The organism is Peribacillus sp. JNUCC 23 (genome assembly GCF_053653995.1).
The window spans coordinates 4,246,773-4,272,752 of sequence record NZ_CM132202.1 but is presented as its reverse complement, the minus strand read 5'-3'; the positions used below and the strand labels follow the sequence as shown (position 1 = coordinate 4,272,752).

The window sequence follows — 25,980 nt, the reverse complement described above, 5'->3', positions numbered from 1 at the left end:
TAGTTTTATTACTTTCTATCTTAATTCAAATAAAAGAAGAATATACAGTAAAAGTCAGTCATCTATGGGGTTTTTGTTCCTTCATGACTGACTTTTTATTATTTGCAGGAATTAATCATTATAACTAAAAAGGTAGAGGATATTAAATGGAGAAATTACTGAATACACCAATTCCATATGAAGATGAAAGTATGGGGGTACATTTCTAGGCTAACAACTAAGAATAGATATGATCAGACCACATGGATAGGAGAAAAAATTGGAATATACAGTAAACACAAGAAACTGAAGCATATATATATAATTCATCCAGGAGCATTTAGTTTCGAAAGATTTAGTCAACTAATCGGTATATCAAAAGAAATTCTATGGAACTTAACTTTTTATTATAATTTTCAATTGTGGGACGTAAATAACTATCATAATTTCTTTTCACTCAATCAAGGAGTTAACAAATTGAAAAGTAAGCATTGCTCGTTATGTTTGAGATAGATTATTGACTGTATTGTTATATTCATCGTAACCCGTCAGCGATATAAAACGATTCTTGTGCTTCCTCCTTAAGTTTCCTTTTATTTACTATATTTGCCCAATCAGTTCATATTCAGTTCATACATTTGTTGTATGATCTAATTCAGGACAGTTGAACATCAAATTGAAACGAACCTGGAGGAAAGAATATGAATTATCTAAATGGCAATAAAATAATTCCAAATAATGGCGATATGGCCGTTGAAGCGCGTGGCCTTGTCAAGAAGTTCGGCGATTTTCGTGCTGTTGACGGTGTAGATCTTAATGTACGCGCGGGTTCGATCTACGGCGTGCTTGGTCCGAACGGGGCAGGTAAAACGACCACGATCCGAATGTTGGCGACTTTGCTTAGAGCAGACGAGGGTTCGGCACACATCTTTGGGCATAATGTGGCGAAGGAGTCACAGATTGTACGTCAATTGATTGGCATTACGGGTCAGTACGCGTCGGTTGATGAGTCACTTAGTGCGACGGAGAATCTGGTCATCTTCTCTAGACTGCTCGGGTTTGGACGTGCAGAGGCGAAACAAAAGGCAGCGCAGTTATTAGAGGAATTCAGTCTAACGGAAGCGGCGAAACGTCCACTGAAGAATTTCTCCGGTGGCATGCGTCGCAGGCTAGATCTTGCGGCAAGCCTCATTGCCCAGCCTCCGCTCATTTTCCTGGATGAACCTACTACTGGGCTCGATCCTAGGACACGTAATCAAATGTGGGATACGATCCGCCGCTTGGTTGAGTCGGGATCGACTGTATTATTAACAACGCAGTATCTTCAAGAAGCAGATGAACTGGCCGATCGGATTGCGGTGATTGATCATGGCCGCGTTGTTGCAGAAGGTACTGTGAATGAACTAAAGGCGTCCGTTGGTACTTCATCCTTGCAATTAAGCCTCCAGAATCCCCATGATGTCGAAAACGCGCGTCAGAAAGTGGAAGAGGTGCTCAAGGTCCAATCCATTGTTTCACCAGAGGGAGGGAAAATCACGGCCCCGATGGCAGATGCTGACAGAGTCACCGACTTACTTATTGCCTTTCGTCAGTCAGGCATCCAATTAGCCGAGCTAAGTGTGCAGAAACCGACGCTTGACGACGTTTTCCTAACCATCACCGGCAATGATCCTCATGAAGATGCAGCAAATCCATCCAATAAATCACAACAAGCAGGAGGGATAGAGGGATGAAACCAAGTTCCATGACACAAGGTGCTGAGCGTCGTTTGCGTAATAAAACAAGCTTTGGCCAAACAATCCGCAATTCATTAACAATGGCCTATCGAGGCTTGCTCAAAATCAGGCGCACACCTGAGCAATTATTCGATGTAACACTTCAGCCGATTATCTTCACATTGATGTTTACGTATATTTTTGGCGGCGCCATTTCGGGAGATGTCCAAAGTTATTTGCCAGTCATTATCCCCGGTATCCTCGTTCAGACAGTCATTACGACATCTGTCGTTACCGGTACCCAATTACGTGAGGACATGGATAAGGGGGTGTTCGACAGGTTCAAGTCATTGCCCATTGCGCGCATCGCACCACTAGCGGGCGCCCTGCTTGCCGATACAGTTCGATACACGATTGCGACAGTGCTCACGCTCACTATGGGCTATATTATGGGCTATCGACCTGAAGGCGGTCTGGGCTCTGTTGTCATTGCAGCCCTGCTTGTCATTGTGTGCGCTTGGGCCATCAGTTGGATCTTCGCCTTCTTTGGCGTTATTGCACGTACAGCATCAAGCGTACAAGGGATATCGATGATTATATTGTTCCCACTTACATTCCTTTCCAATGCATTTGTTCCAGCAGATACAATGCCCGATTGGCTGCAATGGTTCGTGAAGATTAACCCAATCTCGCATCTCGTTACTGCCGTCAGAGATCTTGCCAATGCCGGAACTGTCGGCTGGGACCTGACTGCCTCTCTTATTGGAGCAGCTGTTATTGTAGCGATCTTCGCACCGATAACAGTTCGGGCATACATGAGACGGACTTAGGAGAAAAAGGTTTAAGATACACGTATTCTCCGGATAATAGGCAAAAGTCCAGGTACACAATCAGCAATTGATCGTGTACCTGGTCTATGTTATAAATTCTTAACCTGCTGTATCTTAATATATAGCACAGTCTGTCGTAATGCTTAGCGGTAAAAGGTGCATAAATCCAATCTTATGCATGTTTTGTCTGTAGATTATTAAGGGGATTTATATAACAATCGGGCTCTTCTTAACTGTTGCCCTCATGCTGTCAATCGTCCTAAAGTGAAAAGACCGAGCGCAATTACTGAACGTCATCTTGATGACAGGCGGTTTTTGGGGCAAAGAATCTCTTGGTCCTTCACGATATTCATGGAGCAGCAATTCTTGGTGGAGTCTGTACGGCCCTCTCAAGGGATTCGTGGTTTGCCGAACTAATAGGAATGAAGATTAAGACATGTAAAGGAGTGAACAACTATGCCGAAAGTATTAATCGTTGATGATGATCCCCATATCCGTGAATTGATTCACATCCTGCTATCCAAAGAAGGGATATTGATTGCAGAAGCAACAGATGGCGAACAAGCATTAGCGATACTTGAAACAGACAAGATCGATCTAATCATTCTTGATATTATGATGCCAAATATGGATGGGTGGACATTTTGTCGTGAGGTAAGAACGTATTATTCTGATTCCATGCCAATTCTAATGGTCACAGCCAAAGGGGAAACAGCTCAAAAGGTAAAAGGCTTCGATCTTGGAACGGATGACTATATGGTGAAGCCATTCGCCGCAGCCGAGCTGATCGCCAGAGTAAAAGCGTTACTCAAGCGTTACCAAATTAACCTCTCTAACCAAATTGAAATAGGAGACATCATCATTGATCGCACCTCTTACAAAATATATTTCAAGGATCATGACCTGACCTTGCCACTTAAAGAATTTGAAATATTATTCATGCTGGCAACACATCAGGATAAGACCTTTTCAAGAGAACAATTGATTGAAGATATTTGGGGATTCGGCTATGAGGGGGATGAGCGAACTGTTGACGTACATATTAAACGTTTGCGACAACGATTTTCCAAAGAAAATTGCCCATTCATCATCACTACCATTCGCGGACTCGGTTATCGTTTGGAGATAAAACATTGAAGATACCTGAAGTAGTGAAGCGTATTTTGGGCTTTATAACGGGCGCTGTATCTTTACTATTATGCTGGTCTCTTGCTTATTGGTTAACATCATTGCTCTATAGAGCCATTCATTGGGCTCCGCCTGAATTCACAAGGCAGCTAGTTACTTCCTTTCTGGGAATGTTCCTGTTTGGTAGTTGCATGTATTATATTTCTAAAATTAAATTCGTGCGAGAGCGCCAAGATAAATTCGTGCATCCAATTATTCAAGCAATGAAAATGATGGCTGAGGGGAACTTCAGTATTGATCTATCCCATTATAGGAATCAATTTAAAGGACGTGAACATCCGTATACGAAGATTATTGATAGTATGAAACATATGGCGGATAGACTCGGTGAAATGGAGGAAATGCGGCAAGAATTCATCTCCAATGTCTCACATGAAATCCAGTCGCCACTGACATCCATTAGCGGATTTGCCCATGCACTAAAGAATGAGCATCTTACCCCTGAAGAACGGAATCACTACTTGGAAATCATTGAAACAGAAAGCAACAGGCTTTCGAAATTAAGTGATAATCTTTTGAAGCTAACGGCGTTGGAGTCTGAATATATCCCCTGCGAACTGAAGGCCTATCGACTGGATCATCAGCTCCGTCGCATCATCCTTGCTAATGAACCACAATGGTCAGAGAAAGAGTTGAACATGGATATTTCACTTGAACCCCTGACGATCATTGCTGATGGGGACCTAATGGAACAAGTATGGATCAATCTACTGCACAATAGCATTAAGTTCACACCGAAAGAAGGTACCATTATGGTTAGAGCATTCGAAACGTCCGATCACCATGTAATTGTAGGAATAACCGACACCGGTATAGGCATGAGTGAGGAAACACGGATGCATCTGTTCGAACGATTCTACAAAGCTGATCCATCGAGAAACCGGAATTCAGGCGGCAATGGCCTCGGTATGCCCATTGTCAAAAAGATAATCGACTTGCACAAAGGCAGGATTCAGGTCAAAAGTGAACTCGGAAAAGGATCTGAAATAACCGTGACGGTTAATCGACCTTTAAGTGATCGAGAGGGCTAATAATACGGGATAAAAATGATGAAAGCTCAGTGATGATGAAGGTCTGTAAACACACTTGGTCAACCGATTCCTTCTGCTGAAATGTTAATGAGTATTCCCGAAATGAAAGATGAACTTCGAAGGCCTATGTTTTTAAATATCTTATTCCGTGAAATGATGAAAAGTAATAGTAATTTGTCATATTTAATTATAATGAAGTGTGAGTATGTAGTTGCAAAAGACGCATCAAAATTTGGTGCGTCTTTTGTGATTGTTAAACTGCTATTCTGAGCAAAAAGATAGATCACCGGAAGCTAAATTTTAACTCGATTCGCTGTGAAAGAGATGCCATTTAGAACTTGTTCTAAACTTATTTCTTAAGGAAAAGTTAAGGAAAGAAATTCATAATGAGTGTATCAAGAGGAAACGAGGAGGAATAAAAATTGGAATTCAAACAAAATTTCATAAAAATTTTACTTATTATGAATCTGGTGATAAGTACATGCGGTGCTATTGGGGTGGGATATGTCGTTTATAAGCAGAGTATACGCCCTGACTTTTCCGAAATGGGATCAAGAGGGGGCAACGATATACTCCCGGGCGATGGCAACCTCCAACAGAAGCAAAATCAATCAGAACAAACTCAATAATGGAAAGGAGAATAGAAAATTGAAAAAGTGGATAATTATTTCGATCGTGATCGTCGTAATTGGAGGAGCGACTGGCTGGTTCTTATTAGGTAAAAAAGATCAGTCTCAAAATGTTGCGGCTGCAGTACAAACAACAACAGCACAAAAGGGAAAATTAGAGGTAGAAGTTACTGGTGCAGGTTCGGTTACAGCCATTACAGATCAAGATGTTACAGCAACAAATACAATTCTTATTGTAGATAGCGTAAGTGTAGCATCTGGAGATACAGTAGATAAAGGTGACACACTTGTAACGTTTAAAAATGGTGATGTTGTTACGGCTCCATTTGATGGAGACATCACAACAGTTAGTGTGAAAAGTGGCAGCGGGGCTTCACAAGGTACAATCCTTCTTCGTATGGAAGATGAAGATGAAATTATATCCCCTATAATAAGAGGAGATAACAGTGTAAGTTCGGATAGCCCAAGTAGTAGCTTGGTAGTGGATACTGTGAGTGTGAAAGAGGGAGATGTTGTAGCAGCTGGTGCAACACTTGTAACCTTTGTCGATGGAAGTATCTTGAAGTCACCGGTTCCCGGGACAATCACAAGCTTTTCAATTGCAAGTGGAGATTCTGTCCAAAGTTCAGAGACAGTTGCACACATAACAGAGTACAGAACATTGCAAACAACAATTAGTGTAGATGAATTAGATATTACAAAAGTACAAGTCGGCCAAGCGGCAGAAATAACAGCAAGTGCCTTTAAAGATGAAACATTTGAAGGAAAAGTAACAAAAGTAGCAACGGAAGGAACATCATCAAACGGAGTATCTACATTTGATATAACCGTCCAAATCACAGATCCAAAAAGTTTGAAAATTGGTATGTCAACGGAGGCTAGTATCTCAATAGAAAGTAAAGAAGCCGCATTATATGTACCAGTAGAAGCCGTGTATTCAAGTAAAGGTGAAAAATATGTACTTGTTTCTACAACTTCAAATGATTCAACACAATCAACAAAAAAAGTATCGGTAGAAACTGGAATTTCCAATGATACGTATGTAGAAGTTACAAGTGGGTTAGCAGAAGGAGATTCTGTTCAAATACCAAGAGTCCAATCTAGTGGCAATACGGCCCAAGGAGGAATGATGATGCCAGGTGGCAACTTCAGAGAAGGAAATGGAGGCGGAACACCACCAGCATTTTCAGGTGGAGGAGCTCCATCAGGTGGCAGACAAGGAGAGAACTGATGACTATGACAGAGCCGATTATTCAAATAAATAGTATGAAGAAAATGTATGAACTTGGCGGCGAAACGGTAAAGGCTCTAAAAGGTGTAACCTTAGATATTCAAAAGGGTGACTTTATTTCTATCATAGGTCCATCGGGTTCCGGAAAATCAACATTTATGAACATGATTGGATGCTTAGATCGACCGGATTCAGGTAAATACTTGTTAGATGGCGAAGAAGTAGGGAAAATGAAGAATTCACAGCTTACGGCCATTCGAAATGAAAAAATAGGATTTATCTTTCAAAATTTCAATTTGATATCAAAGTTAACCGCGGTTGAGAATGTAGAGCTTCCTCTCATTTATCGTGGAATGAAAACAGCGGAACGAAGAAAAATCGCATTAGAAGCTTTAGAAAAAGTAGGGTTGGTAGATAGAGCGAATCATTTACCAACCCAGTTATCAGGGGGGCAACAGCAACGTGTCGCCATTGCTCGTGCTTTGGCTGGGCACCCTCCTATTTTACTAGCTGATGAACCGACTGGAGCACTAGATAGTGAAACGAGTAGGGGAATTTTAGAAATGATAAATTCATTAAATGAGCAGGGGCATACCATTATTCTCATTACGCATGATTTAGAAGTAGCAAAACAAGCTAGCCGTGTTGTTCGTATACACGATGGTCAGTTGTATGAGAGTGGGGGTGAGTGGTTTGCAGACAATCAGAATGGCACTAAAGAGTATTAAGGGAAACAAAGTAAGAGCAATTCTGACGATGCTGGGTATTATTATTGGTGTATCTTCTGTTATTGTTATGGTTGCAATAGGGCAAGGATCTACGAAAGAAGTCCAAGATCAAATTGGCAGCTTAGGTACAAACGTATTAACTGTAAGTGTTTCTGGTTCAGATATTACATTTAAAGAAGATGATGCTAATCAGATTCAGGATGTTAATGGTGTAGAAGCGATAGCTCCAACTGTTTCAGGAAGAGTAACTGTAAAAAATGGACAAACGAACGCACAAGTGTCTATGATAGGAACAATTTCTTCCTATTTAAATATCCGTGATTTACAGCTGCAATCAGGGCGTTTCATTGCAGACCTCGATCATGAGAATCATTCAAAAGTAGCAGTGATTGGTTCAGACACGGCTGAAAACTTGTTCGGATTAGCTGATCCAGTTGGAGAATCTGTACAGGTGAACGGAACAGCCTATAAAGTTGTTGGGGTTCTTGAATCTGTCGGCAGTTCATTAGGAACTAGCGGAGATAGTACAATTATTGTCCCACTTAGCACAGGGCAACGCTTAGCAACTACTACTGATATTGGGTCAGTATATGTGAAGGTAGAAAATGAAGATATGATAGATTTCACATCACGCTTTATCGAACAAACCATGTATTCAATTGTTGGAGATGCAGATAGTTACAGTGTATCCAGTCAAAAAGATTTAATGGAAACAGCATCATCTGTCAATGAAATAATGACATTCATGCTAGGCGGAAGTGCTGCTATTTCCCTTATCGTTGGTGGTATTGGTATTATGAATATTATGCTTGTATCCGTTTCAGAACGTACAAAGGAAATTGGAATTAGAAAAGCAATTGGAGCAAAACGCGGAAATATTCTTCTTCAATTCCTCATTGAATCGATTGTATTAAGTTCATTAGGTGGAGTAATAGGAGTAGGAATTGGCGTAATAAGTGCCCAAATATTCACTTTAGCAACGGGCACAACTATTGCATATTCCGTGCCTGTCATGTTGTTATCATTTGCGTTTTCTTTAGTAGTTGGAGTTGTATTCGGTGTGTTTCCGGCGAATAAAGCGTCTAAACTAGATCCGATTCAAGCTCTTCGCTATGAATAGACAAAACGAAGCGATCGTGTACAGCGACCGCTTTATTTTGTTGTTATATGGGAAAGGAATGAGATGCCATGCGTATATTGGTTGTGGAAGATAATCGATCTTTGTTGCAGTCTATTAAACAAATCTTATCTGAAGAATTTGCAGTAGATTGTGCAGAAGATGGAGAAGAAGGATTATTTATGGCAATGCAAAATATTTACGATCTTATCGTACTAGATGTTATGCTTCCACAAATGGATGGTTTTGAAGTCATACAAAAAATACGGAGCGAACAAATTCAAACGCCTGTTTTATTTTTAACAGCAAAAGACTCATTAGAAGATCGAGTAAGAGGATTGGACTTTGGAGGTGACGATTATTTAACCAAGCCGTTTCAAGCGCCAGAGCTACATGCACGAATTCGAGCACTGTTGAGACGCAGTGGCAGTTTAACTACGAATCAAACGATTCAATATCACGGAATTGAATTGTTTGGCAAAGAAAAAGATATTGTCATTGACAGCTTCCCCGTGAAGCTAACATTAAAACAGTATGAAATGCTAGAATTTATGATTCAAAATAAAGGCGTCATTTTAACAAAAGAGCAGCTCTATGATCGGGTATGGGGATTTGATTCGGATACAACGATCGGAATTGTAGAAGTGTTTGTTCATCATCTTCGCAAAAAGATGGAGCCGTTCGGTTATCATAAGGATATTCAGACGGTACGTGGCATCGGATATATGCTAAAAGAACAGTAGGGGATAAACATGTTTCAACGGACTCGTATTAGACTTACTATATTAAATTCATTAGTTTTTATCATTTTAATTGGTGTACTGGCAACTATTATTTACTCATATGTCGAGTCTCGCTTATATCGAGATGTCAATACGGAACTATTTGCTGCAGTAGAACGAATAAAACAACCGGGACCGATAGAGCGACCAGGTGGATTGCCAATGGGACCTAGAGATCCTCGAATCGTCGTATTAGTTTGGAACGAAAGCAACGAAATGGTTAATTTAGATAGAAATCCCACTGTTTTTACCGATAATCAAGCTGAATTTAGTCCCAAAGGATTAAATAAACTTCAAGATGTACAAGCAGAAGGCTTTTACTTTAGGACAATTGCGGTAAAGGAGTATTTAGAATCGAAAGAAATAACGGTACAATTTGTGCGAAACATTACATCAGAAAAAGACATGCTCAGCAATTTACTTTTAATTTTAGTCATTGGCTGTAGTATTGGAAGCGTTTGTGCTGTCGGCGTCGGATTTTTTTTAGCAGGAAAAGCGCTGATTCCTATTAAAGAAGCATGGCAAAAGCAGCAAGAGTTCGTGTCAGATGCTTCTCACGAATTAAGGACACCTTTAGCGGTTATTCAAGCAAAGACAGATTTACTATGGCGTTCCCCATCTTCTACTATACAAGATCAGGCAGTAGAAATATCGATCATATCAAAAGAATGCCGCCGGTTGTCCAAGCTTGTTGTCAATTTACTTACGTTAGCTCGGTCTGATTCAGATCAGTTGGAAATGGAAAAAGAAGAATTCCTCCTGAGTACATTGCTGCATGAAATAATGGAACATTACTCTGAGATAGCTATTTATCAAGAGAAAACACTTCGATTGGATGTGTCGTCTTCCATTTCTTTTGTGGGAGATAGGGAGCGTCTGTACCAATTGATGGTTATCCTGTTGGATAATGCGCTTAAGAACACAAATGAGAGTGGAGAAATTGTTGTCACTTGTTCTCAGTCAGTTTCATCCATCCTGCTAAAAGTACAGGATAATGGAATTGGTATAGAAGAAGAGCATATTTCGAAAATTTTTGATCGTTTTTATCAAGTGGCAAAATCGAGAACAACAGAAGCAGGAGCTGGTCTAGGACTTTCTATTGCAAAATGGATTATTGACAAACACCACGGAAAAGTGAAAGTGTACAGTGAAATAGGAAAGGGGACCTCCTTTGAAATTGTGTTTCCAAAAAACCGAAAGACATGACGATGGTAGAAAACCTTGGGGGATTATATCCAAGGTTTTTTGGTCATTTTCAAGAGATAATCTTAAAATCGGGTTCTGGTGCAAACATGTCAGCGAACTTGAAACGAATCGTTAAATCTTGGACATACAGATACTAATAAACTAAAAAGGATATGTATCACTTTGGAAAAACCAGTAGAATTCATGTAGAATATTTGGGTGTATTTCTGACGACTTAATTGTTGGGGAATTACGATTTCGATGTTATCCATGAAAAGAAACAGGTATTCCCTCATAGTTGAATGAAGGGAAACCAGCTATTTAAGCGTAATGAATAGGTGGCTTTTCTTATTTTATTATCTTATCGGTGACTATCTAAAGATACTAATCTTGGACGCAATATGCTGATTTTGGATATAATGAATGCATAGGGATTGAGACGGAGGAGTTTTGGTCCGTATATCTAGCTGTTTAGGGAACTATACGTAATTTATTATGTGAATCACTTGATTTGTCTGTCCGCAAGTAGTCAATCTCTCTATGGTTTAGCCTTTAGGTTAAACAAGAAGCGAGCGCTTTTTTTTTACTATCCGTTTCAATATAAAAGGAGAAACAAATGGGAAATACATCTTATATGGATATTGACAAGCTGAAACAAATGAAAAATGAACTGACGAAATTTATGTTAGTGTATAAGTTCGCATTAGAAGAAATGATGACGAAAATTAATATATTGGAACAGGAGTTTCATCATACTCACGATTACAATTTAATTGAACATGTAAATTCACGAATCAAATCACCAGAGAGTATTTTAAATAAAATTCATAGAAAAAAGTATCCTTTTTCACTACCGACGATACAGCATAATATTAAAGATATAGCGGGCATCCGGATTACCTGTTCCTTTGTTTCGGATATTTATAAAATTGCCGCAATGATTAGTGGTCAAGCAGACATCGAAGTGATTGAAACAAAGGATTATATTAAGAATCCTAAAGGGAATGGTTATCGGAGCTTACATCTTATTATTAAAATTCCTGTGTTTATGTCTGATCGAGTGGAGAAAGTGTTTGTCGAAATTCAAATAAGATCGATTGCAATGGACTTCTGGGCCAGTTTAGAGCATAAAATCTATTATAAATATGATAAAGAAATACCGGAAAAGCTCATTCGAGAGTTAAAGGATGCGGCTAATTCTGCTACAGAATTAGATAAGAAAATGGAAAACCTTCATAATGAAATCAGCGGAATCAAGGCTTTAGAAAATTCTGAGGAAAAGCTTACTGAACTTCATCTTAATGATGATGCATTCCCGCTTCCAGCAGATTTATTAAGGTTTTTGTCAGAGAAAATGATCTAGAAAAATAGCAAGCAAGACTAATTTAAGGTTAATAGAGAAATCTTTTAAATTAGTCTTGTTTTCCTATTTTAAAGTAGCCATTCCAAAGCTATAGGATTTTGGAACACCCTCTAATAAGGACACACTATAAATAAAAGGTAGCGTAGAATTAATTAGCTCAACATTATCGATCGGGAAAGCGTTAGGAAATCGTAGACAGCGCATAAGAACATAATGGGCCGTCCATGGACCAATTCCACGTATCTCAATCAAGCTTTTCTTCCCTTCTTTAAAGGTAGCCATTTTCATTAATTTTTCCTTCGTTAATTCTCCACAATTAAAAAGAAAACCGGACATACACCAACAGAATATCGCAAGTTACCTAATATCGTACGCAAATCGGAGGAATTGTAAAATGACAACAAAAAATAAAACGGCAATTTATTGGACATTGCTGAAAAATAAGGATTGGAATATTTATTTGGCTGCAACTTCGAAGGGACTTGTGTTTGTTGGTTCACAGAATAAACCATTTGAAGAATTATCCGTGTGGGCCGAGCGCCGTTTTCCGGGGATTCCTCTTGTTGAAGATGGAGAAAAACTTCAACCATATGCAGTTGAGCTAATCGAGTATTTCGAAGGGAAACGTACAAGTTTTACCGTTCCATTTGATTACAACGGCACAGAGTTTCAGCTGGCTGTGTGGAATGCACTTTGTGAAATTCCGTATGGACAGACGAAGTCTTATTCAGATATCGCAAACTATATTCAAAGACCAGCAGCCGTACGTGCGGTGGGAACCGCTATCGGAGCTAATCCAGTGTTAATCACGGTCCCTTGTCATCGTGTAGTAGGTAAGAACGGATCCCTTACCGGCTATCGAGGAGGTTTGGAAATGAAAACCCAGCTTCTGGATATGGAGCGCCAAGGCTTAACCGCCAAGGAACGATGATGAATAATGAAATAGTCTATAAAAATCCCAAAATCATCCTTAATAAAGGAACAGATTTTCTTTCTGGGAATACGCATTCCCTCAATCCTTAGACAGGCTGTTCATTTGTTTGTTCTTATTACTATATATACCAGATGCGAGTATCGTTTTTCGGGAAGGGGAATGGGGGAAGTTGGGTGGATGTCGGATGTGAAGAATGGAGCCGCTAGCTTACTAAGCAAACAACTTCAAAGTTGAAAAAAGGGTAAGATCACAATTTTCATGTCATCAAGCACGGAGCCTTATCAGCCCATCGAGCATAAAAAGAAGCTAACGAGATCTTTCCTTGAAGTAAGGGTAGAAGATAGAGGAGGCATAGTTTCACGTGAAACCCCATATAGGGAGCGTAGCAAAAGCAAAGGGTCAGAACCCCACAAAATTAAATACGGTACAAGAATCGTGTATGAAACACTACCTGCTGATTTAATGTGAAAGGTCCGACCCTTATGAGACACGCTCACTCCATTTCTTCTAAATAATAGCCTCTATTCGTAATGGATTTAATTGTATAGTGATGGCTGGTTTTTTTCCGTACTCGATAAATTAATGAAGAAATTTCTTCATCCGTTACGGGAGAATCTAGTGTCTTGTTACGCTCAGGCCAAACGGTTTTCATAATTTCTTCCTTTGTTGCAATGTCCCCAATACGATTGAATAAAAGCTTAAAGCAGGTAAATTCTTTATGAGCCATTTTAATCAACTTATTATTAATTTGAATGGTTTGCATGGAATCATTGAGCACTGTTTTGACTGTCTTAAATCGCTCTCCTACATAAAACTCAATCGTTTCGTCGTTATTTTTTTCGATCTGGAATTCAATCAGTCCACTAATTATCGTGAGTGAATCTTCTTCCGTTACTCGATAAGATTTAAATGGAGTTAATTTTTGACCATTTAATTCGGTTCCGTGCTTGCTTTGCAAATCTTCGATAAAAATAAAGCCATTTTGCAAATATATTTTACAATGTCTTCGAGAGACCAGTTTATTAAAAATAGGAAAGTCGATTTTTTCTTGATGATTTGAGCGGCCCACTATCATTTCACTATTTTCTTGCAAGTATTTATAATTTGCGATTGTTTCCATTCCGATCGATTTTAATAAAACTTTGTATGATTGACTGATCATCAACGATCCCTCCTAATAAGAAACATACATGAGCATCCGCTCCCAACTAAAATGATGAAAAAGGTTCAGGATTTAAAAACTGTATCACCTTATGAAGGTGGGGAGATGCGCTGATTTTGCGAAGCCCCGCCCCTTTTTCACAGAGAAAAATAAAAAGGCACATGAATCGAGATATCAAAACTCATTGAAAGACTATATTTAATCTTATTTTTAAAAGAAAACAGAAAATTCTATAAATTGTTAGAAAAATGTGATATTTGTTACATGGTGCAAAGAAGCATACCTATGTATAATTAAGTAAATTATATTATAGTAGATTACAACTTTCTATGAAAGAAATAGTTAAGATAGATATTTGAAAGGGATCGATTCATATGGCGTTAAAATTCCTTAGTGAAGTAAGTGGTTTAATTTTAATATGTAGCACAATTTTCTACATTCTTGTACCACAACCAATAACGACAATTATATTCGCTGTAACTTGTATTCTATTTTTAATTTCAACCGTTTTTTCTAAAAAATAATAGGAGATATTTTAGATGATGGAAATGGAAGCGAAAAAAGGATTAAAGATTATGTTTATCATTGTTTGTTTTCTATTGACGTTCTTATTAGCGAGATTAGCCTATATGCAACTGATTATGGACGAAGAACGTTATGATATTTCTGGATTTTCAGAAGCAGGTTGATATATGAGGAACATCTGCCCATTGAATTATACCTTTTTTTTAAAATAATCGAACCCCCGTGATATAAATAGATACTCGCAATAATCATTCTTGCTAAACGTACGAACATTTCGAACTACTAGCCCCATATTATGTTTACTCAAAATGCCTTTTCGCAAATGATCTTCACCTAGATGATCAAGTGAAGCATCCAGGTTCTACATTCAAGTAGGTCTAATAAAATGTATATACCATTCCAAATAGACTTTTTTCCCCGGTTTAACAGGCTGTAATATCCCCATCTCAATTTTTGATGGAAGTTTCACATTATTGACAAAAATTCCTAATCATATAAGATGAAAATAATTAGGTTTACATACAAGTAGGGGGAGATTATGCATGGAAAAAACGGTGGAAAAACGATGTGAGCGCTCTGAAATACCTGTTGCGCAAACATGGAACTTAGATGCTCTATTTGTGTCTGACCAGGCATGGGAATTAGCGTTAACTACGATTGCGAGTGAGATCGAAGAAGCGGTGACATATAAGGGGACGATTCATATTGGGTCACAAGCTTTATTGGATTGTTTGCTTTGGCAAGAACAGCTAACTCTTAAGTTAGTAAAAGCAGGAACATATGCAGCGTTACGTATTGCAACAGATGGAACAGATCCTGATAATCAAGCGAATTCCGCTAAATTTGCCTCTTTAGCTACAAAGGTATATGCGGCTCTTTCATTCATTGAATCTGAAATTCTCGCATTATCTGAAGGCATAGTGGAACAATACATACAAGAAAATTTAGAGCTGGAACCTTTCCGTAAAGAATTGACGGATTTGCTTGAAACGAAGAAACATAGACTTTCGCCAGAAACGGAAGAAGTGTTGGCGGCACTAGGTGAAGTTCATGCGGCACCATATAAAATTTATGGCATGAGTAAGTTAGTGGATATGCAGTTTGCAGCGATTGAAGATGAGAAAGGAAATGAATGGCCTGTATCATTTGCGTTGTTCGAAGATCGTTATGAATTTTCACCAGATACAGTGGTTCGTAGAAAAGCATATGATTCTTTTGTCAACACGTTAGAACAGTATAAAAATACTTTTGCAGCTACGTATTCTACAGAAGTTACGAAGCAAGTGACGCTCGCTCGTTTGCGTAATTATGAATCAGTGACACATATGTTGTTAGAACCACAAGAAGTTACGCTTGATATGTATAATAATCAGCATGACACGATTTTAAAAGAACTTGCTCCACATATGCGCAGATTTGCCAGGTTGAAGAAAAAGGTATTGGGGCTGGATAAACTGCTTTTCTGCGATTTAAAAGCACCGCTTGATCCAGAGTTCAATCCAAAAACAACGTATGAAGAAGCAAGTGAAGTGATTCTTTGTGCACTTAAAGTGATGGGACCTGAGTATAGTGAAATTATGAAAAAGGGCTTAAAGGAAAGATGGGTCGATCTTGCTGATAATGTTGGAAAGTCAACGGGGGCGTTTTGCTCGAGTCCATACGGTGCTCATCCATTTATTTTGGTCACATGGCAAGATACGATGCGTGGTGCATTTATTCTCGCTCATGAATTGGGTCATGCCGGGCACTTCTATTTGGCAAATAAAAACCAAAGAGTGTTCAATACAAGGCCGTCTACATACTTCATTGAAGCTCCATCTACTATGAATGAATTGCTACTTGGCCAGCATTTGCTTGCTCGTACGGATGATAAGCAAATGAGACGTTGGGTTGTACTTCAATTGCTAGGAACCTATTATCATAATTTCGTTACTCATTTACTTGAAGCGGAATTTCAACGCCGTGTATACCAGCTTGCAGAAAACGGAAAAGCACTGACTGCAAACATGCTTTCTGAAGTAAAAAAGGCAGTGCTCACAGAATTCTGGGGTGATGCAGTTGAGTTGGATGAAGGTGCGAACTTAACGTGGATGAGACAGCCGCATTATTATATGGGCTTATATCCATACACATACTCCGCAGGATTAACCGCTTCAACAGCCATCGTCCAAATGATTCAAGCAGAAGGAAAGCCTGTCGTTGATCGATGGCTCGATGTTTTACGTGCAGGTGGAACAAAGAAACCGCAAGAGCTGTTAAGTCATGCAGGTGTTGATATGACAAAGCCTGATGCAATTAGTAAAGCCGTTTCATATGTAGGATCACTGATAGATGAGTTAGAACGTTCTTATGATTGAATAAGTGAAAAACAGCTTGCGGATTGTCTGCAAGCTGTTTTCTTGTTAAGAAGACTATTGATAGAAGGAGAGCGGGATAGGAATGAATAATAAAAAAAGGTCTGATCACGCACTCAATACATAGTTTATAATGGTACTTGCGCTTAATTTAAACTGTGTATTATGGGCGTGAGGTCTGACCTTTTCGTTATGGGATAAACCTGTTCATTTCTAGTTTAAAATAATTAAGCTTGCTTCACAGCTTGAATTTCGAAGTTTAATGTGATTTGATCGCCAACAAGTACGCCGCCAGTTTCTAGGGCCGTATTCCAAGTTAAGCCGTAATCACTGCGTTTCACTTTACCAGAACCGCTGAACCCTGCTTTATCATTGCCCCATGGATCTTTTGCTTCACCTTCAAATGTAACTTGGAATGTTTCCACGCGAGTAACGCCGTGAAGTGTCACATCTCCGGTAAGTGCATATTCATCATCACCAGTTTTTGTGATGCTTTTGGACTTAATCGTTAATGTTGGGTATGTTTCAACATCAAAAAAGTCAGCTGAACGAAGGTGATTATCACGGTCTTCGCTTCGGGTATCAACGCTAGCAACATCGATTGTGAATGTGATATCTGCAGTTGTTAAATCAACTGGATCGGCCTCGATTACTGCATCGAATTGATTGAATGAACCTTTCACTTTAGAAATCATCATATGCTTAACAGAGAATGCTACTTCACTATGGCTTACGTCAATTGCCCACTTTGTTTTTGTCATGTTAAAATTCCTCCCCAATAAATTATAGTGAAATTATATATTTTTAATTCGAGATAATTTAATACAAGATAAATTATAAATTCAATTTATTGGATTGTCAACGGCATTTACAAAAAACTAACAAACCCTTTAAACAAAAGATTCATGAGGCAAATCAAAAGTGTTTTTATAAAATTATCATAATTTGGATTTATTTTCCCGTGAATGGAAAAGATGATTAGTGGTTCATATCGTTTAGAGGAGGGAATAGTGTGTCAAACAATCAATCAAATGATCCGAATCAAGCAGAAGATGGTTTAACGAACCGGCAAGGACATCCTGTGACAAATAATCAAAATATGAGAACGGTTGGCAATCGCGGACCAACAACATTAGAAAATTATGATTTCATTGAGAAAATAAGTCACTTCGACAGGGAAAGAATACCGGAACGGGTCGTGCATGGTCGCGGTGCCGGTGCACATGGGTATTTTGAAGCATACGGAAAAGCCGGTGACGAGCCTGTTTCGAAGTATACGCGGGCTAAGCTTTTTCAAGAGGCGGGAAAACAGACGCCTTTGTTTGTTCGCTTTTCTACCGTTATTCATGGAACTCACTCGCCGGAGACATTGCGTGACCCACGTGGCTTTGCGGTAAAGTTCTATACCGAAGATGGAAACTGGGATTTGGTTGGGAATAATTTAAAAATTTTCTTTATTCGTGATGCGATTAAATTTCCTGATATGATTCATGCTTTTAAGCCAGATCCAATTACCAATCTACAGGATAATGAACGTTTTTTTGATTTTTGCTGTAATTCACCAGAATCATTTCACATGGTCACTTTCGTTTTCTCACCTTGGGGCATTCCAGCTAATTACCGCATGATGCAAGGGTCAGGTGTTAATACATATAAATGGGTGAACAATGAAGGAAAAGCTGTTCTTGTGAAATACCATTGGGAACCTAAACAAGGAATTAAAAATTTAACGCAAAAAGAGGCGGAAGAGATTCAAGCGACCAATTTCAACCATGCTACACAGGACTTGTATGATGCAATTGAACGTGGTGAATATCCTGAATGGGAGCTACTTGTCCAAGTGATGAGTGATGATGATCATCCTGAATTGGATTTCGATCCTTTAGATGATACGAAATTATGGCCTGAAGATCAGTTCCCATGGCTTGCGGTCGGGAAAATGGTTCTGAATAAAAATCCAGAAGATTATTTTACTGAAGTAGAGCAGGTAGCATTTGGAACAGGTGTTTTGGTTGATGGTCTTGATTTTTCGGATGACAAGATGCTTCAAGGCAGGACATTTTCCTATTCTGATACACAGCGTCATCGTGTCGGTGCAAACTATTTGCAGCTGCCAATTAATGCACCTAAGAAAAGGGTAGCAACAAATCAACGCGGTGGTCAAATGCAATATCGAGTTGACCTCGGGGAGAATCAGAACCCACATATCAATTACGAGCCTTCACTCCTTGGCGGCTTGCAAGAAGCAAATCAAGAAGGGAAAGAATATACCCCTTATATCGAAGGAAAGCTTGTGAGAGAATCAATTGATCGCCAAAGCAATACGAAGCAAGCAGGTGAAACGTATCGAATGTTTGACGACTGGGAGAAGGATGAGCTGATCTCTAATCTTGTTTCAGGACTCGCTCCAGTAGATCGTCGAATACAAGCCAAGATGATTGATCTTGCCAAAGAAGCGGATGAGGAATACGGCCGCCGTTTACAGGAAGGCTTGGCGAATGCTCCAAGGGAAGGATCCAGTCAAAAGCCCCTTGGAAATAAAGTTGGAGAAAATGCACCTGAAAAAGCAATTGAAAAAGGACATGACGCAGAACCATATTAAAAAATGAAGACTTAAAACAGGATATTTAAAAAGGGTCAGCCCCCGACTTTATTTACAGTTTATAGTGTTATACACACTTAGTTTAAACTGGATGGGGGGTGACTCTTTTATTTATGGACTGAAAAACTCAAGTTGTTAATGAAGCGTATCATGATAGCGAATATCGTAAACCAATGGATTTTATCTGATAAATGAATTAAACTGAAACTACTTAAATAGTAAATGGGTTTTGCTGTAAAATTACAGTGGACTGTAAGGAGATGGAAGAATGGTTAAGTTTTTATCTGCTCTAATCGTTCCTGGCTTACTTGTTATCTTATTTTCAAGAGTGACGTTTAATCGTTTTGTTGGTCTTGCATTGACGGTTGCCTTGATTGCAGCCTCGGCATATAAAGGATATACACATACATGGATTTTGATTATCATAGACGCATTTTCGTTAACAGTCGGGTTTTGGTATTCAACGAAAATGTTAAAACGAATATCATGAAGCAAAGACGAGGTACCGCTATCTTCATTTTTACTCCCCTATTATCTAGACACGTAGACACATGGTGAAATTCGCGCCATGTGATTTTTGTAATGGCTAACCTCTCGATTTATAAATCAATTGAGATTGATTGGTTTAATCTAGCTCTCTGTCGAACAAAGCGGTTGCATTTTTATCCCGGTTTAACAGGCTATAATACCCTACTGATGGAAGTTTCTCTTTATTATCGAAAAAAGTGTCGAATGGACGTTCGCTTATTGTTGGTTTATTAGTAGTCCATTGTGGTAGAATGTGTATAGAAAGCTTCAATAAAGGGCTATAAATAGATATGAATGACTTAGACGAAAGCCTAACGGTAAACATGTAAAATACATTGTAGTGCGTGTTCAAAAAGGAGGATAAAAAGAGCCGAGAAGTTCGAGGAGCGCATCTCGAGAGGACTGGAGCGTATGCAATAATACGTGAGGACCGGAGAGACAGAGCTTTGATGCAATTCGACAGCTATTTTTACCGGACTTTTTGAACATCTTCTTATAGACAAGGCAAAGTTTTGCTTATGAGAAATACTTCTATAGACTGGAGGATTGCTTAGTGAAGGATCAATTTGAGTTAGTCTCCAACTATTCACCACAAGGAGATCAGCCTGCTGCAATTAAGGAATTAATAGCAGGAGTAGAAAGCGAGAAACGGTATCAGACATTGCTTGGGGCGACTGGAACGGGAAAAACATTTACTGTTTCAAATGTAATCAAAGAAATTAACAAACCAACATTAGTCATTGCTCATAACAAGACGCTTGCAGGGCAGCTATACAGTGAATTCAAGGAGTTTTTCCCGGATAATGCTGTCGGATATTTTGTTAGTTATTATGATTACTATCAACCGGAAGCATATGTTCCATCTACGGATACATATATTGAAAAGGATGCAAGCATTAATGATGAGATTGACAAACTGCGTCACTCTGCTACATCTGCGTTATTTGAGCGTCAAGACGTCATTATTATCGCCAGTGTCTCATGCATTTTTGGTCTCGGTTCTCCTGAAGAATATCGGGAAATGGTTGTATCGCTCCGCACAGGTATGGAAATTGACCGAAATAAACTGCTTCATAAATTAGTGGACATTCAATATGAACGAAATGATATCGACTTCCACCGTGGGACTTTCCGTGTACGTGGTGATGTAGTTGAGATTTTCCCAGCTTCTCGTGACGAACACTGTGTTCGTGTGGAGTTTTTTGGTGATGAAATTGATCGAATACGTGAAGTGAACGCGTTAACGGGAGAAATTACCGCTGAACGCGATCATATCGCAATATTCCCAGCCTCCCATTTCGTTACCCGTGAAGAGAAAATGAAGGTAGCGATTGAGAATATCGAAAAAGAACTAGAAGAATGGTTAGTCGTGCTACGCAAGGAAGACAAACTTCTCGAGGCCCAACGCCTTGAACAGCGTACAAGATATGATCTTGAAATGATGCGTGAAATGGGTTTTTGTTCGGGAATTGAGAACTATTCTAGACATTTAACATTGAAGCCCCCTGGTGCAACACCTTATACATTAATCGATTATTTTCCAGAAGATTTTCTGCTTGTTATTGATGAATCACATGTAACCTTGCCACAAATTCGCGGAATGTATAACGGTGATCAGGCGAGAAAACAAGTGTTGGTGGATCATGGATTCCGGATGCCTTCTGCTAAAGATAACAGACCGCTTCGATTTGAAGAGTTTGAGGAGAAAGTCCATCAAGCGATTTTTGTATCCGCGACGCCTGGGCCGTTTGAATTGGAACATACACCGGAGATGGTCGAGCAAATTATTAGACCAACTGGTTTATTAGATCCAAATATTGAGGTGAGACCGATTGAAGGTCAAATTGATGATTTAATCGGTGAAATTCATGAACGCATCAAACGAAACGAGCGTGTACTTGTCACAACGCTGACGAAAAAAATGTCTGAGGATTTAACGGATTATTTAAAAGAAATTGGAATTAAGGTTCAGTATCTCCATTCTGAGGTAAAGACTTTAGATCGAATTGAAATTATCCGTGAACTACGAATGGGGAAATACGATGTACTTGTAGGGATTAACTTGCTAAGAGAAGGTCTCGACATTCCAGAAGTATCTTTGGTGACGATATTGGATGCCGATAAAGAAGGATTCTTGCGCTCGGAGCGTTCACTTATTCAAACAATTGGCCGTGCAGCGAGGAATTCAAATGGCCATGTGATTATGTATGCTGATCGGATGACGAATTCGATGGAATTGGCCATTAGCGAGACAAAGCGGCGTCGTGAAATTCAAGAACAGTACAATATCAAACACAATATTACTCCACAAACCATTCAAAAAGAGGTTCGTGGTTCCATTCGTGTAACCCATGCAGCAGAAGATACGGAAATATACGATACAGCACCTAGTTTCACTAAAATGACGAAACAGGAGCGAGAACAGCTAATTATAAATACGGAAAAAGAAATGAAAGAAGCAGCTAAAGCCCTCGATTTTGAGCGGGCAGCACAGCTTCGTGATCTTTTAATCGAGTTGAAAGTGGAAGGGTGACAAGACAATGGCATTGGAAAAAATAACGGTTATCGGTGCACGAGCCAATAACCTAAAGAATATTGACGTTACAATCCCGAGAGACAAGCTTGTCGTCCTTACCGGATTGTCGGGGTCAGGGAAGTCATCGCTTGCATTTGATACGATATACGCAGAAGGGCAGCGGCGCTATGTTGAATCTCTCTCTGCTTATGCTAGACAATTTTTAGGACAAATGGATAAACCCGATGTTGATTCAATTGAAGGCCTTTCACCGGCGATATCCATCGATCAAAAAACTACAAGTCGTAATCCGCGTTCAACAGTTGGAACGGTGACGGAAATTTACGATTATTTACGTTTACTTTACGCACGCATCGGTAGGCCGACATGTCCTAATCACGGCATTGAAATTTCGTCCCAAACGATCGAACAGATGGTGGACCGGATTTTAGAATACCCTGATCGGACAAAAATGCAAGTGCTTGCTCCAGTTGTTTCAGGAAGAAAAGGGACTCACGCTAAAATTTTTGAAGACATTAAAAAGCAAGGCTATGTAAGAGTTCGGGTAGATGGCGAGATCCTAGATGTAGGGGAAGATATCACACTGGAGAAAAATAAAAAACATTCGATTGAAGTCATTATCGACCGGATCGTGATTAAAGAAGGAATAGCCGCGCGCCTTGCTGACTCCATGGAAAGTGCTTTAAAGCTTGGTGAAGGAAAAGTATTGATCGATATTAACGGGGAAGAAGAGCTTTTGTTTAGCGAACACCATGCTTGCCCTTATTGTGGGTTCTCTGTTGAAGAATTGGAGCCGCGCATGTTTTCTTTTAACAGCCCATTTGGTGCTTGCCCAGATTGCGACGGTCTCGGTACGAAACTTGAGGTCGATAAGCAGCTCGTCATTCCGAATGAAGAATTAACGTTAAATCAGAATGCATTTGCTCCTTGGGAATCGACAAGTTCGCAATATTATCCCCAACTACTGAAAACCATTGCTGATCATTACGGAATTGATATGGATACGCCAGTTAAAGATTTATCGGCTGATTTGCTGGATAAGGTTTTATATGGCTCTGGAACAGAAAAAATTCTCTTTCGTTATGAAAATGATTATGGCCGGTTGCATGAAAGCTATATAAACTTCGAAGGTATTTTGAATAACGTGGAACGACGCTTTAAAGAAACAAGCTCAGATTATGTCCGCGACCAGATGGAAAAGTATATGGCACAACATGCTTGTCCAACTTGTAAAGGACAAAGATTGAAAAAGGAAAGCCTATCCGTGCTCATCCAAAAGCAAACGATTAGTGAAACAACTGCTTATTCGATTGAAGAAGCTGTTCATTTTTTTGAGAATCTAGATTTAACGGAAAAGGAACAAGCGATTGCCAATTTAATTTTGCGTGAAATTAAAGAACGTTTGGGCTTTCTTGCCAATGTCGGCTTGGAGTATTTAACGTTAAGCAGAGCAGCTGGTACACTATCGGGTGGGGAAGCTCAGCGAATCAGGCTTGCAACTCAGATTGGTTCACGTTTAACTGGTGTTCTTTATATTTTGGATGAGCCGTCAATCGGTCTTCATCAAAGAGACAATGATCGCCTTATTGAAACACTGAAGAATATGCGTGAAATTGGCAATACGCTTATCGTTGTTGAACATGATGAAGATACGATGCTTGCTGCAGATTATTTGATCGATGTAGGACCGGGAGCAGGTGCTCACGGCGGGAAAATTGTTTCTGCAGGTACGCCGCAGGAAGTAATGGATGATCCCGATTCGTTAACTGGGCAGTATTTGTCAGGGAAAAAGTTTATCCCATTGCCATTAGAACGTCGCAAAAGTGATGGTCGTTATATTGAAATCAAAGGAGCGAAAGAAAACAATCTTAAAAATGTGAATGTGAAATTCCCTCTTGGTACATTTACAGCTGTTACTGGTGTTTCGGGGTCTGGGAAAAGTACGTTAGTGAATGAGATTCTTCATAAATCGTTAGCGCAAAAATTGAACCGGGCAAAAGCTCGTCCTGGTTCTTTCCGAGAAATCAAAGGTATCGATTATCTTGATAAAGTCATTGATATTGATCAGTCACCGATCGGTAGAACGCCACGTTCAAACCCTGCTACATATACAGGGGCATTTGATGATATTCGAGATGTGTTTGCGACAACGAATGAGGCGAAAATCCGCGGCTATAAAAAGGGCCGTTTTAGTTTTAATGTCAAAGGCGGTCGCTGTGAAGCTTGTCGTGGTGACGGAATCATTAAAATTGAAATGCATTTCTTACCTGATGTGTATGTCCCTTGTGAAGTATGCCATGGAAAACGATATAATCGTGAAACGTTGGAAGTGAAATATAAAGGCAAAAATATCGCGGATATTCTCGAGTTGACGGTAGAAGAAGCCGTTGAATTTTTTGAAAATATCCCGAAAATCAGCAGAAAACTACAAACGATTCAAGATGTTGGCTTAGGTTATATTAAACTTGGTCAGCCAGCAACGACACTTTCGGGTGGAGAAGCACAGCGGGTTAAGTTAGCCTCTGAACTCCATCGTCGTTCAAATGGCCGCTCTTTCTATATTCTTGATGAACCAACGACAGGACTTCATGTCGATGATATCGCTAGGCTTCTTGGAGTTCTTCAGCGCCTCGTTGAAAACGGAGATACCGTTCTTGTCATCGAACATAATCTAGATGTCATTAAATCAGCCGATTATTTGGTCGACCTTGGTCCTGAGGGCGGAGATAAGGGCGGAACGATTATCGCAACTGGTACACCAGAGGATATCGCTAAGGTAGAGGGGTCTTATACAGGGAAATATCTAAAACCTATACTTGAACGAGACCGTATCCGAATGGAGAAGAGAATCGAGGAAAAAGAGCATGAACATGTATAAGCAAGCCAATTTGGCTTGCTTGTTTCGTATTTAAAAGAAGAATTTTGTAGAAAAGCGCTTAATCAACTGATTGATTAAAAGGAGAAAAAAGATATGCTGCTAACGACATATTATGTGGAATTCGTTGATTATTATGTCATTTGTAATTGTCGAATGGTAGTGTGGAGATTTAGTGAGTGAAGGAAATATTTGAAGGCTTCTTTTTATTCTTAATCAATTGATTGATTAAAATGGAAGGGACAGCGCATTTCAAGGGATATATGCGTAGAAATAGGTGAATATTTTGTCGGTGTGAAAGGGTGGATTTTGCAGGAATTTACGATAATCCGCTTAATCAAACGATTGATTAAAATGGATGCAAACATGCAATTCAATGGACACCCTGCTTTAGAATCGTTAATTCTTATCCCACATTAACGGGCAGTCCCCCCAGCTCAAGGCTTAGAGGAATCGAAGAGCGTAGGTGGGGGATAACTGCCTTTAATCTAGTTGCGGCTCCTAGCCCCTCGAGGTCATAAGCTGTAATACTCTGTGGCAAACTACGCCACGTCGTATTCCATCTGATGCTTGTCGGACTATCACAGGATGTGATGGCGTCTCTGTTGCTCACAGGACGTGAGCGAACTTAGGAGACGTACCTTGTACCAGTCGCCTCGCTTTTTAATGTAAAAGCCCGAGTGGTG

The 25,980-nt window shown here is 39.6% G+C and carries 20 protein-coding genes and 2 pseudogenes; 19 read left to right on the top strand and 3 right to left on the bottom strand.

Annotation, left to right across the window (positions count from 1 at the left end; translation table 11 throughout):
- Positions 1-680 precede the first annotated feature (680 nt).
- The 11 genes from JNUCC23_RS20495 (at position 681) to JNUCC23_RS20445 (ending at position 11,778) form a co-directional block, all read left to right on the top strand.
- Positions 681-1,712 carry an ATP-binding cassette domain-containing protein gene (locus JNUCC23_RS20495; protein WP_454213266.1) on the top strand — a complete coding sequence of 344 codons (1,032 nt, stop codon included), beginning with the start codon at positions 681-683 and terminating at the stop codon, positions 1,710-1,712.
- Positions 1,709-2,524: an ABC transporter permease gene (locus JNUCC23_RS20490; protein WP_403075710.1), complete on the top strand. Its 816-nt coding sequence runs from the start codon at positions 1,709-1,711 to the stop codon at positions 2,522-2,524. Before JNUCC23_RS20495 ends, JNUCC23_RS20490 begins: the two co-directional genes overlap by 4 nt.
- 456 nt (positions 2,525-2,980) lie before the next feature.
- Positions 2,981-3,661 (top strand): response regulator transcription factor, encoded by a 681-nt coding sequence (locus JNUCC23_RS20485; protein WP_454213265.1) that lies wholly within the window; start codon positions 2,981-2,983, stop codon positions 3,659-3,661.
- The gene (locus JNUCC23_RS20480; RefSeq protein ID WP_403075705.1) at positions 3,658-4,743 is read left to right on the top strand and encodes a sensor histidine kinase; all 1,086 of its coding nucleotides are present in this window, start codon (positions 3,658-3,660) and stop codon (positions 4,741-4,743) included. Before JNUCC23_RS20485 ends, JNUCC23_RS20480 begins: the two co-directional genes overlap by 4 nt.
- A gap of 422 nt (positions 4,744-5,165) precedes the next feature.
- Positions 5,166-5,372 carry a hypothetical protein gene (locus JNUCC23_RS20475; RefSeq protein WP_062185662.1) on the top strand — a complete coding sequence of 69 codons (207 nt, stop codon included), beginning with the start codon at positions 5,166-5,168 and terminating at the stop codon, positions 5,370-5,372.
- Between the two features lie 19 nt (positions 5,373-5,391).
- Positions 5,392-6,603, top strand: coding sequence for an efflux RND transporter periplasmic adaptor subunit (locus JNUCC23_RS20470; RefSeq protein WP_454213263.1), 1,212 nt, complete (start codon positions 5,392-5,394; stop codon positions 6,601-6,603).
- Positions 6,604-6,608: 5 nt separating this feature from the next.
- Complete coding sequence (locus JNUCC23_RS20465) at positions 6,609-7,331, top strand: ABC transporter ATP-binding protein (RefSeq protein WP_062186035.1); 723 nt, start codon at positions 6,609-6,611, stop codon at positions 7,329-7,331.
- Positions 7,288-8,451, top strand: a complete 1,164-nt coding sequence (locus JNUCC23_RS20460; RefSeq protein ID WP_454213261.1) for an ABC transporter permease — start codon at positions 7,288-7,290, stop codon at positions 8,449-8,451. The genes JNUCC23_RS20465 and JNUCC23_RS20460 overlap by 44 nt, the downstream gene beginning before the upstream one ends.
- 68 nt (positions 8,452-8,519) lie before the next feature.
- Positions 8,520-9,191 (top strand): response regulator transcription factor, encoded by a 672-nt coding sequence (locus JNUCC23_RS20455; protein WP_062185665.1) that lies wholly within the window; start codon positions 8,520-8,522, stop codon positions 9,189-9,191.
- A gap of 9 nt (positions 9,192-9,200) precedes the next feature.
- Positions 9,201-10,436 carry a sensor histidine kinase gene (locus tag JNUCC23_RS20450; protein WP_454213259.1) on the top strand — a complete coding sequence of 412 codons (1,236 nt, stop codon included), beginning with the start codon at positions 9,201-9,203 and terminating at the stop codon, positions 10,434-10,436.
- A 595-nt stretch (positions 10,437-11,031) separates the two neighbouring features.
- The gene (locus tag JNUCC23_RS20445; protein WP_454213257.1) at positions 11,032-11,778 is read left to right on the top strand and encodes a GTP pyrophosphokinase; all 747 of its coding nucleotides are present in this window, start codon (positions 11,032-11,034) and stop codon (positions 11,776-11,778) included.
- Between the two features lie 144 nt (positions 11,779-11,922).
- Here the strand turns inward: JNUCC23_RS20445 and JNUCC23_RS20440 are convergent.
- Positions 11,923-12,090: pseudogene (locus tag JNUCC23_RS20440) on the bottom strand (DNA-3-methyladenine glycosylase); the annotation flags it as partial.
- A gap of 82 nt (positions 12,091-12,172) precedes the next feature.
- Between JNUCC23_RS20440 and JNUCC23_RS20435 the strand changes: the two are divergent.
- Positions 12,173-12,709 carry a methylated-DNA--[protein]-cysteine S-methyltransferase gene (locus tag JNUCC23_RS20435; RefSeq protein ID WP_454213255.1) on the top strand — a complete coding sequence of 179 codons (537 nt, stop codon included), beginning with the start codon at positions 12,173-12,175 and terminating at the stop codon, positions 12,707-12,709.
- A gap of 125 nt (positions 12,710-12,834) precedes the next feature.
- A pseudogene (locus JNUCC23_RS20430) lies at positions 12,835-13,057 on the top strand (radical SAM protein); the annotation flags it as partial.
- A gap of 148 nt (positions 13,058-13,205) precedes the next feature.
- Here JNUCC23_RS20430 and JNUCC23_RS20425 read toward each other — a convergent pair.
- Positions 13,206-13,874, bottom strand: a complete 669-nt coding sequence (locus JNUCC23_RS20425; protein WP_454213253.1) for an FHA domain-containing protein — start codon at positions 13,872-13,874, stop codon at positions 13,206-13,208.
- Between the two features lie 539 nt (positions 13,875-14,413).
- Here JNUCC23_RS20425 and JNUCC23_RS20420 point away from each other — a divergent pair.
- The gene (locus tag JNUCC23_RS20420; protein ID WP_157279648.1) at positions 14,414-14,563 is read left to right on the top strand and encodes a hypothetical protein; all 150 of its coding nucleotides are present in this window, start codon (positions 14,414-14,416) and stop codon (positions 14,561-14,563) included.
- Between the two features lie 378 nt (positions 14,564-14,941).
- Entirely contained in the window at positions 14,942-16,756 is a 1,815-nt protein-coding gene (gene pepF / locus JNUCC23_RS20415) for an oligoendopeptidase F (RefSeq protein ID WP_454213250.1), read from the top strand.
- 224 nt (positions 16,757-16,980) lie between these two features.
- Here the strand turns inward: pepF and JNUCC23_RS20410 are convergent, their stop codons facing one another.
- The gene (locus tag JNUCC23_RS20410; protein WP_062185681.1) at positions 16,981-17,514 is read right to left on the bottom strand and encodes a YceI family protein; all 534 of its coding nucleotides are present in this window, start codon (positions 17,512-17,514) and stop codon (positions 16,981-16,983) included.
- A gap of 251 nt (positions 17,515-17,765) precedes the next feature.
- Between JNUCC23_RS20410 and JNUCC23_RS20405 the strand changes: the two genes are divergently transcribed.
- The 4 genes from JNUCC23_RS20405 (at position 17,766) to uvrA (ending at position 25,297) form a co-directional block, all read left to right on the top strand.
- Positions 17,766-19,355: a catalase gene (locus tag JNUCC23_RS20405; RefSeq protein WP_454213248.1), complete on the top strand. Its 1,590-nt coding sequence runs from the start codon at positions 17,766-17,768 to the stop codon at positions 19,353-19,355.
- A 268-nt stretch (positions 19,356-19,623) separates the two neighbouring features.
- Entirely contained in the window at positions 19,624-19,845 is a 222-nt protein-coding gene (locus JNUCC23_RS20400) for a CsbA family protein (RefSeq protein ID WP_062185685.1), read from the top strand.
- 591 nt (positions 19,846-20,436) lie between these two features.
- Entirely contained in the window at positions 20,437-22,416 is a 1,980-nt protein-coding gene (uvrB, locus tag JNUCC23_RS20395) for an excinuclease ABC subunit UvrB (protein ID WP_403075676.1), read from the top strand.
- A gap of 7 nt (positions 22,417-22,423) precedes the next feature.
- Positions 22,424-25,297, top strand: coding sequence for an excinuclease ABC subunit UvrA (gene uvrA, locus JNUCC23_RS20390; RefSeq protein WP_062185688.1), 2,874 nt, complete (start codon positions 22,424-22,426; stop codon positions 25,295-25,297).
- Positions 25,298-25,980 lie beyond the last annotated feature (683 nt).